This is a genomic window from Bradyrhizobium sp. SZCCHNR1051, from assembly GCF_032489615.1.
Lineage (GTDB): Bacteria > Pseudomonadota > Alphaproteobacteria > Rhizobiales > Xanthobacteraceae > Bradyrhizobium.
On record NZ_JAUEYJ010000020.1, the window covers coordinates 109,644 to 124,402 of the forward strand.

Below are 14,759 nucleotides of genomic sequence, written 5' to 3' on the forward strand. Positions count from 1 at the left end.
GGGGATGGCGAGATATGAGCGCGCACCGCTGCTGAAGAAGTTTCGCGACATGGTGCGCCGTGGTGTGCCGATCATCGGCGGCGGCGCCGGCACCGGCCTGTCGGCCAAATGCGAGGAGGCCGGCGGCATCGACCTGATCGTGATCTACAATTCCGGTCGCTATCGCATGGCCGGCCGCGGCTCGCTCGCCGGGCTGATGGCCTATGGCGACGCCAATGCGATCGTCGTGGAGATGGCGAGCGAGGTGCTGCCGGTGGTGAAGTCCACCCCAGTGCTGGCGGGCGTCAACGGCACCGACCCGTTCCGTGACATGGATGTCTTCCTCGATGAGCTGAAGACGCTCGGCTTCTCCGGCGTGCAGAACTTTCCGACCGTCGGCCTGATCGACGGCACCTTCCGCGCCAATCTGGAGGAAACCGGCATTTCCTACGCGCTGGAGATCGACATGATCGGGCGCGCCCATGACAAGGACCTGCTGACGACGCCCTACGTGTTCAACGAGGCCCAGGCCGCGGGCATGGCGATCGCCGGCGCCGACATCATCGTCTGCCATCTCGGTCTCACCACGGGCGGCTCGATCGGCGCGCAGACCGCGCCCAAGCTCGATGACTGCCCCGGCCTGATCGATAGCTGGGCCTCGGCTGCGCTCAGCGTCAACCCGGAGATCCTGGTGCTGGCGCATGGCGGCCCGATCGCCGAGCCGGCCGATGCCGACTTCATCATGAAGCATACGAAGAATTGCCACGGCTTCTACGGCGCCTCCTCGATGGAACGGCTGCCGGTGGAGCGGGCGCTGACGGAGCAGGTGCGACATTTCAAGGCGATCAGCTCGCGGCCACGCCGCGTCTGAGGCGACAACACGAGATCCGGCAGCAACGGTGCACGGCGCCGCGCTCGCCGGACGGGAGACCGAGGGAGGAATGAGATGTCCGGGGTTCTGATCGGTGAGCTGATCCTTTGGCTGATCGTCGCGATCGTCGTCATCGTGGTCGCCGTCTACATCGTCAACTGGCTGTATCATCGCTCCTCGAAGGAGGTCTCCTTCGTCCGCACCGGCTTCATGGGGGAGCGCGTCGTGATCAATGGGGGCGCCTTCGTGCTGCCGTTCATCCACGACTATACGCCGGTCAACATGAACGTTCTGCCGATGGGCATCACGCGTGCGCGGCAGGACGCCGTCATCACGCGCGACCGGATGCGGGTCGACGTCGAGGCCGATTTCTACGTTCGTGTCCAGCCCACCCGCGAGGCGGTGTCGATCGCGGCGGCGACGCTCGGCCGTCGCACGCTCGAGCCGGAAAAATTGCACGCGTTGCTGTCCGGAAAGTTCATCTCTGCCGTGCGCGCGGTCGCCGCGGAGATGACCATGGAGCAGATGCACGAGCAGCGCGGCGACTACGTCTCGCGCGTCAAAGCGGCGGCCGCCGAGGCGCTGGCCCAGAACGGCCTTGAGCTGGAATCGGTCGCGATCACCGATCTCGACCAGACCGATCTCGAATTCTTCAACCCCTCGAACCGGTTCGACGCCGAGGGCTTGACACGGCTGATGGAGGACATCGAGAGCAAGCGCAAGCTGCGCAACGACATCGAGCAGGACTCGATGATCAAGATCCGCACCCGCAATCTCGAAGCCGAGCGCGAGGCGCTGGAGATCGAGCGGGAGAGCGAGACGGCACGGCTGGAGCAGGAGCGCGATATCGAGATGCGCCGTGCCTTGCAGCGGACGGAGGTCGCGCGCGAGCGCGCGCTGCGTGAGACCGAGGCTGAGCAGGCACAGATCATGGCACGGGAGGCGATCGAGAAGTCCCGCATCGCCAATGAGCTGACGATTGCGGAGGCGCGAATCGCGGCCGAGCGCGACACAAGGCAGCGGGAGATCGAACGTACGCGGGCGGTCGAGGAGCGCGAGCTGCTGGCGCGCGAGGACATCGAGAAGGCACGGATCGCCAACCAGCGCGCGATCGATGCCGCGCGCATCGAATCCGAGCGGGAGGTGCGCCAGCGCGACATCGAGCGGACCCGTACCATCGAGGAGGCTGAGATTGCGGCGCGCGAGGCCGTGGAGAAGGCGCGGATCCAGCAGGATCGCGTGGTCTCGGATGCGCGCATCGCCAACGACGAGGAGACACGCCGCCGCGAGATCGAGCGCACCCGCGCGATCGAGGAGGCGGAGATCGCGGCGCGCGAGGCGACCGAGAAGGCGCGGATCGCGCAGACCATGATCGTGAACCTGGAGCGCATCAGCTCCGACGAGCGGACGCGCGCCACCGAGATCGCCCAGGTGCGTAACATCCAGGAGGCCGAGATCGCGGCGCAGAAGGCGGTCGAAGCCGCGCGCATTGCGCGTGAGCAGGTGCTGTCCGCAGAGCGCATCGCCGCCGAGCATGCCACGCGCAAGCTGGAGATCGAGCGCAACCAGGGCATCGAGATCGCCGGCATTGCCGCGCGCGAGGCGACGGAAGCCAGCCGCATCGCGCAGGAGGAACGGGTGCGTGCGCTGGAGATCGCGCGCATCCGGACCATCGAGGAGGCCGACATCGCCTCGCGCGAGGCGATCGAGGCGGCCCGTATCGCGCAGGAGCAGGCAGTCGCCGAGAAGCGCATCCGCTCGGAGAAGGAGACGCGGAGCCTGGAGATCCAGCGCACCGAGGCCGTCGAAGCCGCGGATTTGAAGCGGCGCGAGGCCGTGGAGCGGCGCCGCATCGAGGTCGAGCTGGCGCTGGAGGCTGAGCGCATCGCCTCGTCGCGGACGCGCGAGGTGCTGAACATCGATCAGAAGAAGGCGATCGAGCTCGCCGACGAGATCAGGGTGATCGAGCTCGCCGCCAAGCGCGCTGAGCGCATCGATGCCGATCGGCAGGTCAAGGAAGCCGAGATCGTCGCGCGCAAGCAGGTCGAGACTGCGGACGTGTCGCGCGAACAGGCGCTGGAGGCCGTCCGGCTGGAGCGCCGCCGCGCCATCGAGCAGCTCGAGGTCGCGCGTGTGCAGTCGCTGCAGGAGGCCGAGATCGCCGCCCGCGAGGAGGTCGAGCGCGCGCGCATCGCCTCCGATCGCGGTCTCGACGAGGCCCGCATCGGCCGCGAGCGCGAGCTGCGCAAGCTCGAAGTGAACCGCGAGAAGGACGTCGAGACGGCGCTGATGGAGAAGGCGATCGCGCTGTATCAGAAGTCGCTGGAGGAATCCGCGGCCAAGGTCGCCGCCGAGGAGGCGCGCACGCGTGCCACCGAGGCAACGGAAAAGGTGATCACTGCGCGCGAGAGCGAGATCGCCCGCCGGCGCAAGACCGTGGAGGTGCTGATTGCCGAAAAGCAGGCGGAGGAGACCCGGATCGCCGCCGAGGCCGAGCGGGTCCGCGCGGCTGTCGAGGCGGAAGCGCAGAAGCTGCTCAACGAGGCCGAGAATGTGCTGACCGACCAGGCGCGCTACTCGCTGTTCCGGCGCAAGCTGCTCGACCGCATCGAGGGTATCGTGCGCGAGAGCGTCAAGCCGATGGAGAAGATCGAGGGCATCCGGATCCTCCAGGTCGACGGCCTGAACGGCAATGGCGGCAACGGCAATGGGGGCCGCAGCGCTACCGACGAGGTGATCGACTCCGCGCTGCGCTACCGTGTCCAGGCGCCGCTGATCGACTCCATCCTCTCCGACATCGGCGTCGAGGGCGGCAGCCTTGCCAAGATGCCGGGCTTGATCCGCGAAGCCAGGGACATGCAGGGCATCCGGAAAGACACTGCGGCGCGCAAGGACGCAGGCGGCGGAGGTGGAGCAAATGACACCAGCCCAACCGAACCGCCGGCCGACCGCGGTCCGCGCAAAAAGGGGTGAGGCACCATGGCGAGGGTCTACGTCTCCACCGTCGTGAGCGCCCGCAACGATCGGGTGTGGGCGCGCGTCCGCGACTTCAACGGCTTGCCGAACTGGCATCCGGCGATTGCGGAGAGCCGGATCGAGGGCGGTGAGCCCGCCGACAAGATCGGCTGTGTCAGGGATTTCCGCTTACGCAATGGCGACCGCATCCGCGAGAAGCTGCTCGGCCTGTCCGACTACGACATGTTCTGCACCTATTCGATTCTGGAATCGCCGATGGGGGTGACGAACTACGTGGCGACCTTGCGGCTGACCCCGGTCACGGATGGCGATAAGACCTTCCTGGAATGGACCGCCGAGTTCGACTGCGCGCCGGAGCGCGAGGCCGATCTCGTCGCCTCGATCGGCGGCGGCGTGTTCCAGGGCGGCTTCGATGCGCTCAAGCGCGCGTTCGGAGGCTGACGCCGTGCCGCACGTCGTCAAGAGCACCATCATCGATGCGCCGACGGAGGCCGTGTGGGAGGTGCTGCGCGACTTCAACGGCCATGACCGCTGGCACCCGGCGGTCGCGACGTCGGCGATCGAGCGTTCGCAGACGTCTGACAAGATCGGCTGTGTCAGGCGCTTCCGTCTCAAGGATGGCTCAGAGCTGCGTGAGCAGCTGCTGGCGCTGTCCGATCTCGAACAGAGCTTCAGCTATTGCCTGCTCGATACGCCGCTACAGCTGTTCAACTACGTCGCCCATGTCCGGCTGCTGCCGGTCACCGACGGCGACCGCACCTTCTGGCACTGGGAAAGCCGTTTCACGACGCGGCCCGAACAGGCCGAGACGCTGACTCGCATGGTGGCGGAAGACATCTACCAAGCCGGCTTCGAAGCGATCCGATCGCATCTGAAGCAGGCGGCATGAGGACGAGGTGAATCGATGCCGGTTACGGTGAAGACGTTTCAGGCCGCGAGCGAAGCTGCGTCTGCGCTGTCGTCGGACCGCGCCGCGCGCTATCTGGGCGGCGGCACGCTGGTCATGCGCGATCTCAACGAAGGCGACGTCTCGATCGCCACCGTGATCCGCGCCACCGATCGCGCGCTGCGGAGCATCGACGCCACGGGCGGGCGCATCCGGATCGGCGCCGGCGTCACCTTCGCCCGCGTTCTGGCCGAGCGCGAGCTGTCCTTCCTGCATCCGGCGGCGCGCTCGATCGGCGGCCCGGCGGTCCGCAACATGGGCACCATCGGCGGCAATCTGTTCGCGCCGGCGCCGTTCGGCGACTTCACGGTGGCGCTGCTGGCGCTCGACGGCATGGTCTCGCTGCAGGGCGGCTTTGGCGTCCGGGAGATGCCGATCGAGGATTTCCTGCAATCGCGCGACCGCCAGGGTGCTGCGCTGGTGGTCGCCGTGTCCTGCATCAGGCCGGCGTCATCGGATGCGTTCCGCTATCGCAAGATCGCGCGCATCAAGCCGAAGGGCGGATCGGTGGTCACGCTCGCGGCGCATCTTCCACAGAGCGGCGGTCGCGTGACCGGCGCGCGGATCGCGCTGGGATCGATGGCGCCGACCGCTGTTCGCGCCAAGGCCGCTGAGCGCGCGCTCGAAGGCCGGCCGCTCGATGCCGGCGCGATCAGCGCCGCCGCTGCTGCGGCAGCCGAGGGAACGGCACCCACGGACAATTCGCTGGCGAGCGCGTGGTATCGCCGCGAAGTGGTCGGCGTGCATCTGCGGCGGCTGCTGTCGGGACAGGAGAGCTAGACCATGGCCAAGACCCCACTTCAGTTCCGGCACAATGGTCGCGACGTCGCGCTGTTCGTCGACGGCGGCACCAATCTCCTGGTCGTGCTGCGCGAGATGATCGGCGACGTCACGCCGAAATTCGGCTGCGGTCAGGGCGGCTGCGGCGCCTGCACCGTGCTGATCGACGGCGACGCGCATCTGTCGTGTCTGACGCTCGCCGAAGCCGTCGAGGGCCGCGCGGTCGAGACGCTCGACGGTATCAAGAGCGGTCCGACCCTGCATCCGCTGCAGCGCGCTTTCGCCGAGGGGTTTGCCGCGCAATGCGGCTATTGCACGCCGGGCATGCTGATGGCGGCCAAGGCGCTGCTGGACAAGATCCCGCAGCCGAGCCGCGAGCAGGTGGTGGAGGCGATCTCCGGCAACATCTGCCGCTGCACCGGCTACGAGCCGATCATCAATGCGGTGCTGGCGGCGGCCGCGTCATTGCGCGCCAGCGCGTAAGGAGAGATTGCCATGCTGGAACTGCGCAAGGACATCTTCGCCGACGAGCGCGACGACAATCTCAACGAGGTCGGCAAGGGCACGCAGCGCCAGGACATGCTGGGCCATGTCACGGGGACCTCGACCTATTTCAACGATCACAAGCTGCAGGGCATGCTGCATCTGAGGGTCGTGAGGTCGGCGCAGCCGCATGCGCGGCTGCGTCGCATCGACACCGGCGAGGCCGAGCGAAGCGACGGCGTGCGGCGGATCATCAGGGGCGGCGACGTGCCGCGCAACCTCAACACGCTGCTCAGCCTGATCAATTTCGGCAAGGACGATGAGCCGACGCTCGCCGTCGACAAGGTACGCTACAAGGGGGAGCCGATCGTTGCCGTGGTCGCGGATACGCCGCGCGCGGCGTACGAGGCGGCCGCCAAGGTGCGCGTGGACTACGAGACGTTGCCAGCGGTGTTCGACGTCGAGGAGGCGCTGAAGCCAGGCGCGCCTGTTGTCAACGAGACCTATCCGAAGAACACGTTCACCTATCACGAGCGCTACGACCACCAGAAGCTGCGCTTTGGCGACGTCGAGCGTGGCTTTGCCGGCGCCGATCATGTCTTGGAACAGCGCTACCAGATGTCGCCGATCGAGCATGCGCCGGTCGAGACCAACGGCGCGATCGCAGCACCCGACACCAACGGCCGCTATGTCGTCTACACCTCGACCCAGGCGCTGTTCTTCTCGCTCGACACCTGCGCCAAGATTCTCGACCTGCCGTCCAACACCTTCCACTTCATCGGCGGCACCGTCGGCGGCGGCTTCGGCGGCAAGGTCGACACGCTGACCGAGCCGCTCGCCATTCTCGCTGCGATGCTGACGGGGCGCCCGGTGCGCTACGTGCTCGGGCGAGAGGAGGAGATGCAGTTCGGGCCGCCCCGCGGCGCCGAACGCATCTACGTCAAGGACGGCGTGATGCGCGACGGCCGCATCGTCGCGCGCCAGATCCGCGCCTATTTCGACTCGGGCGCCTACACGCGGCTGTCGAGCTACGCGGTGGTCAAATGCGCCGCACACCTGCCCGGTCCCTACACGATCCCGAACGTCCATGGCGACATCTACTGCGTCTACACCAACCGCACGCCGGCCACCGCGATGCGCGGCTTTGGCATCACGGGCATGGACTTCGCGCTCGAATGCCAGATGGACAAGCTCGCGCATCTGATCGGCATGGACCCGATGGAATTCCGCATCCTCAACGCCTATCGCGACGGCGACATGAAGGCGCATCGCCGCGAGGCCAAGAACACGGCGCTGATCGAATGCGTGCAGGTCGCGGCCGAGAAGGCCAAATGGCCGATCCGCGAGGAGTTCCGCCGCATGTCATCGCGCAAGGATGGCGGCGGAACGCGGGCGGCTGTTCCCTCCACGCCACGTGAGCCGGTGAGCGCGCGGCCTGCGCCGGCGCAGCAGCGCACGAGCTACGACCGAGGGCTTCCAGTTTCTCCACCTCCTGAGCCGCCATCACCACCCCCACAGAGCCCGGCACCGGCTCCCGCACACGGCGCGACGCGGTTCTCGTCGGTATTCGGCACGAGGAGGCGCTGAAATGACGAGGCACCGCGGCCGCGGCATGGCGGCGATCAACTATCCCATCGGCATGAATCTCGGCGGCGATCCGAGCCAGGCGCTGGTGCATTCCAATCCCAGCGGCAAGTTCACGGTGGCGCTGTCGTCGATCGATCTCGGGCAGGGCATGAAGTCGGTCACGCGGCAGATCTGCGCCGAGACGCTCGGCGTGCCGGTCGAGGACGTTTATGTCGACACCGCCGATTCCGACACCGGGCCGCACTGCATGGGCTCGTTCGCCTCGCGCGGCACCCATCGCGTCGGCAATGCCGTCATGGCGGCTGCCAGGGAGGCGCGCGGCGTCATGATGGAGGCAGCGGCCGAGGAGCTCGAGGTCAACGCCAGCGATCTCGAAACCGACGGCCGCGGCAACATCCACGTCAAGGGCGCGCCGCATCGCTCGATCTCGGTCAAGGACGTCGCCATCGCCGCCCAGTTCCGACAGGGCAAGACCATCTCCGGTCGCGGCATCTTCCTGGTGCCGTTGTCGGACGTCGATCCCGAGACCGGCGAGATGTCGCCGGCCACCTGCTACGCGCATGCGTGCCTCGTCGCGGAGGTCGAGGTCGATGACGAGACCGGTGAGGTCGGCGTGGTCAGGATGGACAGCGCCTACGAGCTGGGACGTGCGCTCAATCCGCGCCTCGTTGAGCAGCAACTGGTCGGCGGCGCCTGGATGGGCATGAGCCATGCACTCTATGAGACGACCGAGCCGTATTATCCCGATCCCAAACAAGGTCCGCGGGACTTCGTCGAATATCTGATGCCGGGACCTGGCGACATCTGTCCGCACGACATTGCCGTGCTGGAACGCCCCGCGCCGGACGGCCCGTTCGGTGGCAAGGGGCCGGGTGAGATGTGCGCCAATCCGGTGCTGCCCGCGATCGCGAATGCGATCTTCAATGCGGTGGGCGTGCGAATCGACGAGCTGCCGATCACGCCGGAGAAGGTGCTGCGCGCGATCAAGGCCCAGGGCGGCGCGCGGCCGCAGACGCGGCGGTGAGACGATATGGTCGTCCGCAGCAACATCGTCGGCATCGGCTCGCCGCAGGCGCTGGAGAAGGCGCTGCGCGCGGCTTATTATCTCGCCGATGATGGACTCTCCACCGCTGCCTATCTCGCGCTTGCGCTAGGCAAGCCGCTGCTGCTGGAGGGTGCGCCCGGCGTCGGAAAAACCGAGGCGGCGAAGGCAGTCGCCGCGGTGCTCGGCCGCAAGCTGATCCGCCTGCAATGCTATGAAGGCGTCGACGCTGCGGCGGCGCTCTACGAGTGGAACTATCCGCGCCAGATGCTCGCGATCCGCCAGGCCGGCGAGGACAGCATCGACATCTATGGCGAGAGTTTTCTGATCGAGCGGCCGATGCTGGCCTGCCTGCGCGCGCCCGACTCGACGGTGCTGCTGATCGACGAGATCGATCGCGCCGACCAGGAGTTCGAGGCCTTCCTGCTCGAATTCCTCTCCGACTTCCAGATCTCGATTCCAGAGCGTGGCACGATCCGTGCCGCCGAGCGGCCGATCGTGGTGCTGACCTCGAACCGCACCCGTGAGCTGCATGAAGCGCTGCGCCGCCGCTGCGTCTATCATTGGATCGACTATCCCGATGCGGAGCGCGAGGCACGGATCGTGATGATGCGCGCGTCCAGCGTGGCCGAGGCGACCGCGCGCGCCGTCGTGGCGGCGGTGGCGAAGCTCAGGCGTGAGCCCTTGAGCAAGGCGCCCGGCATTGCCGAGGCGGTCGACTGGGCCGAGGCCGCGACGCTTCTGAACCAGACCGGCGCGCGCTGGCCCGACGCCTTCCGGCGCTCGATCGGCGTAGCGCTGAAGGACGAGGAGGATCTGTCCTTCATCGCGCCTCGGCTCGATGCCCTGCTCGCGGAGGCGATGACATGAGCGAGGCGCGCCTGCCGCAGGCTGCCGAGATCTTCGTCACTTTCGCTGCGCTGTTGCGGCGGAACGGCTTTGCGGTCGCGCCGGAGCAGACCACGGCATTCCTCGCTGCAATCGAACTGCTGGGGCCGAGGAGCCTCGACGACATCCGCCGTGCCGGCGCGGCGACCCTGGCGCCACCGCCCGAGCGGCTCGCGACCTACAATTTGCTGTTCGACATCCATTTCGGTGTGACCGAACGGACGGCTCTCAGCGAGACCGATCAGCCGGACGATGTCGTCCGGTTGCAGGAGGAGGGCGACGGCGGCGTCGATCCCGACAGCGCCCAGGAGCAGAACGAATCCGGGCTCGCCGCCACGCGCGCCGAGGCCGTGGTGGCCCGTCGTCTGGCGGCGACAACCGACGGCAATGCCTTGCAGCTTCTGGCGCGGCAGGCGCGTGCGAAGCTACCGAAGCGGCGAGGCCATCGGCGCATGCGCACGCGGCGCGGCAGCTTCGTCGACCTGCGCCGAACCTTGCGTGAAAGCGTGCGGCGCGATGGCGAGGTGCTGTCGCTGCGGCGCTTGAGGCGCCGGCCGCGGCTGCGCCGGCTGCTGCTGTTGATCGACGTCTCCGGCTCGATGAAGGCGCGGACCGAGGACAACATGCGGCTCGCCCATGTGCTGGTGCAGGCCGTACCCCAGGCCGAGGTGTTCACGCTTGGCACGCGGCTGACGCGGGTCACGCGGCCGTTGCGGCTGAAGCGGCGCGAGCAGGCGCTGCTGGCGGCTTCGCATCTCGTCAGCGACTGGGACGGCGGCACGCGCATCGGCGAGGCGCTGCAGGCCTTCCTCGGCGTGCCGCGATTCTCGATCTATGCGCGGGGCGCGGCGGTTCTGGTGATCTCGGACGGGCTGGAGCGGGGTGACCATCAAGTGCTCCGCGAAGCCGTGTGGAAACTGTCGCTGCGCGCCTGGCGCCTGAGCTGGCTGACGCCGCTGGCGACTGGGCCGGGCTTCAGGCCGCAGACGGAAGCGCTGCAGGCCATTGCGCCACTTGTCGATGACATGGTGCCGGGCGACTCGGACGAAGCCATCGTCGCGCATGTGTTGTCGCTGGCGCAGAGGAGGGCGGCATGACCGGCTATGTCGATGCGCATCATCACATCTGGCGCCAGGCCGACCTGCCCTGGCTGGTCGGCCCGATGCAGCCGCGGATCTTCGGGCCCTATGAGTCGATCCGGCGCGACTACCCGATCGAGGAATATCTCGGGGACATCGCCGGCAGCGGCGTGACGCAATCGGTCTACGTCCAGACGAACTGGACCAAGGACGGCTTCGAGGAGGAGGCCGCGTGGGTGCAGCGCACCGCCGATCAGCACGGCTATCCGCATGCCATCGTCGCCTATGCCGATCTCGCCGTTGATGACGCGCGACCGCAATTCGATCGGCTCGCGCGCTATCCGCTGGTGCGCGGCGTTCGCATGCAGCTGCACTGGCATAAGAATCCGTTGTACCGGTTCGCGGAGTCGCCCGATCTCTGCAGTCAACGGAATGTCCGCGCCAACATGGCGCGGCTGGCCGACTACGGCTGGTCGTTCGACCTGCAGGTGTTTGCCGGGCAAATGGCCGGCGCCGCGGCGCTGGCCGAGAGCTGTCCGGCCGTCACCTTCGTCCTCCAGCACGCCGGCATGCTGGAGGACCGGTCGCCGGCGGGACGCGAGCAATGGCGCGCCGGTATGCATAAGCTTGCGGCCTGCCGCAATGTCGTCAGCAAGCTCTCGGGCCTCGGCACCTTCATCCGCCGCAACGATCCCGCTGATGTCGCCGATGTCGTACGCGAGACCCTCGCTATCTTCGGCCCCGAGCGCTGCCTGTTCGGCTCGAACTTTCCGATCGAGAAGCTCTGGACCGACTATCGCACACTGGTGGCAGCCTATGAGGCTGCCATCCACGGCCTCGACAAGCGTGCACGCGCGCAGGTCATGGGAGAGACGGCGCGCCGCGTCTATCGGCTGGGATGATACCGCCTGCAACGACAACAAAAGCAACAGGGAACGCTCATGGCGCTGGAAATCAAGATTCTCGACTATGGTGATATCGAGCTCGAATCGAGCTTCCTCGTGCTGGGCCGCGACTGCGGCCGCACCCGCCGGGTGCTGACGCTCGGCTTCCTGATCCTGGGCGGACCGTATCCGGTCGTGGTCGACACCGGCTACCGCTCCAACCAGATCATGGAGACGCTGGGCATGCGCGGGCTGCAGTACCATGAGAACATGATCGAGAACCAGCTGGCGCGGCATGGCGTGCGCATGGGCGACGTCCGTTATGTCTGCCACACCCATCTGCACATCGATCATGCGGGAAAGGACGATCTGTTCCCGATGAACACGACGGTCGTGCTCAACCGCCGCGAGCTTGAATATTCGGTGTCCGGGCTGATGCACCCGCAATATCCGGCGCCGGACATCAAGCACCTGATCGACCGGCTGCACACCAAGAGCGCGCTGCGCTTCCTCGATCTCGAGCTGACCGGACCTGTCGAGCTGATGCCGGGGGTCTATTGCGATGCCGCCAATGCCCACACCGAAGGCTCGATGAACATCCACGTCCACACCGCCGACGGCATCGCCACCATCTGCGGCGACGTGATCTACGACTTCAACGACCAGATCGTGACCCCGTTCAACGAGATCCAGGACGCGGAGCCGCGCACGACCGGCAATCACGGCACCTCGAAGCGCGCCGAGAAGGCGGCGATCAAGAAGCTGCTGTCGAGCTCCCGCTATCTGTTGCCGGTGCATGATCGCCCGGCCAAGATCGAGGGCGGCGTGGTGACAGGGCGGTTGCACGACCAGGTGCCGGGTCCCATCGTGCAGTCGCTGCCGCAGCGGCACTGGTTTCCGGCGTAGTCGGCGCGAGGATCGGCCATGACCCATGTGACCTTGCGCCCTGAATTCGAGAGCCTGATCGACCCCTACGCACCGGTGTCCCAGGTCGCGACCGGCTTCGACTTCACGGAAGGGCCGATCTGGCACCCGATCGAGCATTTCCTGCTGTTCTCCGATATGCCGGCCGACGTCCGCCGCCGCTGGGACGCGAGGCGCGGCGTGGTCGAGATGCGTCGGCCGTCGAACAAGTGCAACGGCATGACCTATGATGCCGACCTCAATTTGATCGTCTGCGAGCACGCGACGTCGTCGCTGGTGCGCGAGCGGCCCGATGGCCGCCGCGAGATCCTGGCCTCGCATGTCGACAACCAGGAGCTCAACAGTCCGAACGACGTGTGCGTCCATTCCAGCGGCGCAATCTACTTCTCCGATCCCTGGTATGGCCGCATGCCGGTCTACGGCGTCGAGCGGCCGCGCCAGCTCGGCTTCCAGGGCGTGTACCGTGTGCCACCGGGCGGCGGTCCGCCGCGGCTGCTGGTCGATCGTTATCTGTTCGATCAGCCGAACGGGCTGTGCTTCTCGCCGGACGAGGCGCTGCTCTATGTCAACGACACCGTGCAGGCGTTGATCCGCGTGTTCGACGTCGGTAGCGACGGGGCGCTCTCGAACGGGCGCGTGTTTGCTAGCGGCATCCGCTCCGAGCTGGAGCCCGGCGTGCCCGACGGCATGAAATGCGATCAGCGCGGCAATGTCTGGGTGACCGCGCCGGGCGGCGTCTGGGTCTATGCGCGCACCGGCGAGTTGCTCGGCAAGGTGCGCGTCCCGGAACTGGTCGCCAATCTCGCCTGGGGCGGCGCCGATTTTCGCACGCTCTATCTCACCGCGACGCATTCGGTCTATGCGATCGCGACCAAGGTCGGCCCGCGCCACGAGCCCTATATGAGGGCCCAGGCGCGGGGGGCTGCGGCGGGCTCGTCCCCATCCAGCGCGACGTCCGCAGGCGCGCCATCGGCGCCGCTGCTGGCGTCGGGCGACATGCAGCTCGATCCGCGCCGCTGCGCGATGATCATCCAGGATCTGCAGAACGACGTCATCATGGACGGCGGCGCGTTTGCCGATTCCGGGGCTCCCGGTCATGCTAGGCAGCAGCGCGTCGTCGACAACGTCCGCCGGCTTGCCGAGGTCGCGCGCGCACGCGGCGTCGTCATCGTCCACGTCTGGTTCGTCGTCGAGCCCGGTGCCCCCGGCGTGACGTTGAACGCGCCGCTGTTCGAGGGGCTGGTCGACAGCAAGGCGATGGTGCGCGGCAGCTGGGGGGCTGCGCCGGTCGCTGGGCTGGAGCCGCGGAGCGGGGACTTCGTCGTCGAGAAGATGCGGATGAGCGCCTGGGAGGGCACGCGGCTCGAGACCATTCTCAAGGCCACCGGGCGTGACGTGATCATCAATACGGGGGCCTGGACCAACATGTCGGTCGAGCACACCGCGCGCACAGGGGCCGACAAAGGCTACTTCATGGTGGTGCCGGAGGATTGCTGCTCGACGATGAACGCGGACTGGCACAATGCGTCGATCAACTTCGCCATGCAGAACGTTGCTGTCGTGACTAGGGCCGACGCAGTGATCAGGGCGCTGGGGTGAGACATGCCCAAGCTGCTGCATCTCGTCGCCTCGCCGCGGGCAGACTCCGAATCCAGCGCCGGCGCGCACGCCTTCCTCGACCGCTTCAGGCAGGCGCGGCCGGGCTGGGACGTCGACGAGATGAATCTGTGGCGCGAGAAGCTGCCGGAGTTCGAGGGCGAGATTTTGCAGGCGAAGTATGCCCGCACGGGTGGACGCGCCTTCACCGATGGCCAGCGGGAGGCGTTCGCGGTGGCCGAGCGCATGGCGGTGCGGCTCGATCTGGCCGAGCGCGTCGTGATCTCGACGCCGATGTGGAATTTCGGCATTCCCTACAAGCTCAAGCACTGGCTGGATATCATCAATCAGCCGGGCCTCACCTTTCGCTTCGATCCGTCGCGCGGCTACCTGCCACTTCTGAAGGATCGTCCGACGCTGGTGATCCTCGCCAGCGGAGGCGACTTCACCAGCGGCATCAGCCGGGGGCGCACCGATCTCGCGACGCCCTATTTGCGCGAGGCGCTGCGCTTCATGGGGCTTCGCGATCTGCACTTCGTGGCGATCGGGCCGACCAGCGGGCCGGCCGCGCACACCGGCGTGGCGCGTGAGCGGGCGCACAGGCGGCTCGTGGAGATGGCTGCACGGTTTTGATATGACATGAAGAGGCGGGCCCGCTGCGCGCATCGCGTCCGAGCTGCCGGTGGTTTCGTCCCTCGACTGGCGTCCTGTGATCGTGCTCTCG

General features: G+C 67.3%; 14 protein-coding genes. All 14 read left to right on the plus strand.

Going from position 1 to position 14,759, the window contains the following annotated elements; all coding sequences use genetic code 11:
• Positions 1-4: 4 nt before the first annotated feature.
• Positions 5-850 (plus strand): phosphoenolpyruvate hydrolase family protein, encoded by an 846-nt coding sequence (locus QW868_RS23815; protein ID WP_315739529.1) that lies wholly within the window; start codon positions 5-7, stop codon positions 848-850.
• Between the two features lie 75 nt (positions 851-925).
• Positions 926-3,823, plus strand: coding sequence for a flotillin family protein (locus tag QW868_RS23820; protein WP_316231663.1), 2,898 nt, complete (start codon positions 926-928; stop codon positions 3,821-3,823).
• Positions 3,824-3,829: 6 nt separating this feature from the next.
• The gene (locus QW868_RS23825; RefSeq protein ID WP_315758248.1) at positions 3,830-4,267 is read left to right on the plus strand and encodes an SRPBCC family protein; all 438 of its coding nucleotides are present in this window, start codon (positions 3,830-3,832) and stop codon (positions 4,265-4,267) included.
• A 4-nt stretch (positions 4,268-4,271) separates the two neighbouring features.
• Entirely contained in the window at positions 4,272-4,715 is a 444-nt protein-coding gene (locus QW868_RS23830) for an SRPBCC family protein (protein ID WP_315812231.1), read from the plus strand.
• 15 nt (positions 4,716-4,730) lie between these two features.
• Positions 4,731-5,552, plus strand: coding sequence for an FAD binding domain-containing protein (locus QW868_RS23835; protein ID WP_316181493.1), 822 nt, complete (start codon positions 4,731-4,733; stop codon positions 5,550-5,552).
• A 3-nt stretch (positions 5,553-5,555) separates the two neighbouring features.
• Positions 5,556-6,035 carry a (2Fe-2S)-binding protein gene (locus QW868_RS23840; protein WP_315776971.1) on the plus strand — a complete coding sequence of 160 codons (480 nt, stop codon included), beginning with the start codon at positions 5,556-5,558 and terminating at the stop codon, positions 6,033-6,035.
• 12 nt (positions 6,036-6,047) lie between these two features.
• The gene (locus QW868_RS23845; protein ID WP_316231664.1) at positions 6,048-7,622 is read left to right on the plus strand and encodes a xanthine dehydrogenase family protein molybdopterin-binding subunit; all 1,575 of its coding nucleotides are present in this window, start codon (positions 6,048-6,050) and stop codon (positions 7,620-7,622) included.
• 1 nt (position 7,623) lies between these two features.
• Complete coding sequence (locus tag QW868_RS23850; RefSeq protein WP_315739537.1) at positions 7,624-8,646, plus strand: xanthine dehydrogenase family protein molybdopterin-binding subunit; 1,023 nt, start codon at positions 7,624-7,626, stop codon at positions 8,644-8,646.
• A gap of 6 nt (positions 8,647-8,652) precedes the next feature.
• Positions 8,653-9,534: a MoxR family ATPase gene (locus tag QW868_RS23855; RefSeq protein ID WP_316231665.1), complete on the plus strand. Its 882-nt coding sequence runs from the start codon at positions 8,653-8,655 to the stop codon at positions 9,532-9,534.
• Positions 9,531-10,649, plus strand: coding sequence for a VWA domain-containing protein (locus QW868_RS23860; protein WP_316231666.1), 1,119 nt, complete (start codon positions 9,531-9,533; stop codon positions 10,647-10,649). Before QW868_RS23855 ends, QW868_RS23860 begins: the two co-directional genes overlap by 4 nt.
• Complete coding sequence (locus QW868_RS23865) at positions 10,646-11,533, plus strand: amidohydrolase family protein (protein WP_316231667.1); 888 nt, start codon at positions 10,646-10,648, stop codon at positions 11,531-11,533. The genes QW868_RS23860 and QW868_RS23865 overlap by 4 nt, the downstream gene beginning before the upstream one ends.
• Positions 11,534-11,572: 39 nt before the next feature.
• Positions 11,573-12,421 carry an MBL fold metallo-hydrolase gene (locus tag QW868_RS23870; protein WP_315781179.1) on the plus strand — a complete coding sequence of 283 codons (849 nt, stop codon included), beginning with the start codon at positions 11,573-11,575 and terminating at the stop codon, positions 12,419-12,421.
• A gap of 18 nt (positions 12,422-12,439) precedes the next feature.
• Entirely contained in the window at positions 12,440-14,038 is a 1,599-nt protein-coding gene (locus QW868_RS23875) for an isochorismatase family protein (protein WP_315812237.1), read from the plus strand.
• A gap of 3 nt (positions 14,039-14,041) precedes the next feature.
• Complete coding sequence (locus tag QW868_RS23880; RefSeq protein WP_315812238.1) at positions 14,042-14,668, plus strand: NAD(P)H-dependent oxidoreductase; 627 nt, start codon at positions 14,042-14,044, stop codon at positions 14,666-14,668.
• Positions 14,669-14,759 lie beyond the last annotated feature (91 nt).

What these genes read in the sequence shown, in the direction of transcription:
- QW868_RS23850 (WP_315739537.1), top strand. Translation starts at nt 7,624, where the DNA reads ATGACGAGGCACCGCGGCCGCGGCATGGCGGCGATCAACTATCCCATC.
- QW868_RS23825 (WP_315758248.1), top strand. Translation starts at nt 3,830, where the DNA reads ATGGCGAGGGTCTACGTCTCCACCGTCGTGAGCGCCCGCAACGATCGG.
- QW868_RS23870 (WP_315781179.1), top strand. Translation starts at nt 11,573, where the DNA reads ATGGCGCTGGAAATCAAGATTCTCGACTATGGTGATATCGAGCTCGAA.
- QW868_RS23845 (WP_316231664.1), top strand. Translation starts at nt 6,048, where the DNA reads ATGCTGGAACTGCGCAAGGACATCTTCGCCGACGAGCGCGACGACAAT.
- QW868_RS23835 (WP_316181493.1), top strand. Translation starts at nt 4,731, where the DNA reads ATGCCGGTTACGGTGAAGACGTTTCAGGCCGCGAGCGAAGCTGCGTCT.
- QW868_RS23880 (WP_315812238.1), top strand. Translation starts at nt 14,042, where the DNA reads ATGCCCAAGCTGCTGCATCTCGTCGCCTCGCCGCGGGCAGACTCCGAA.
- QW868_RS23860 (WP_316231666.1), top strand. Translation starts at nt 9,531, where the DNA reads ATGAGCGAGGCGCGCCTGCCGCAGGCTGCCGAGATCTTCGTCACTTTC.
- QW868_RS23855 (WP_316231665.1), top strand. Translation starts at nt 8,653, where the DNA reads ATGGTCGTCCGCAGCAACATCGTCGGCATCGGCTCGCCGCAGGCGCTG.
- QW868_RS23875 (WP_315812237.1), top strand. Translation starts at nt 12,440, where the DNA reads ATGACCCATGTGACCTTGCGCCCTGAATTCGAGAGCCTGATCGACCCC.
- QW868_RS23840 (WP_315776971.1), top strand. Translation starts at nt 5,556, where the DNA reads ATGGCCAAGACCCCACTTCAGTTCCGGCACAATGGTCGCGACGTCGCG.
- QW868_RS23820 (WP_316231663.1), top strand. Translation starts at nt 926, where the DNA reads ATGTCCGGGGTTCTGATCGGTGAGCTGATCCTTTGGCTGATCGTCGCG.
- QW868_RS23865 (WP_316231667.1), top strand. Translation starts at nt 10,646, where the DNA reads ATGACCGGCTATGTCGATGCGCATCATCACATCTGGCGCCAGGCCGAC.
- QW868_RS23815 (WP_315739529.1), top strand. Translation starts at nt 5, where the DNA reads ATGGCGAGATATGAGCGCGCACCGCTGCTGAAGAAGTTTCGCGACATG.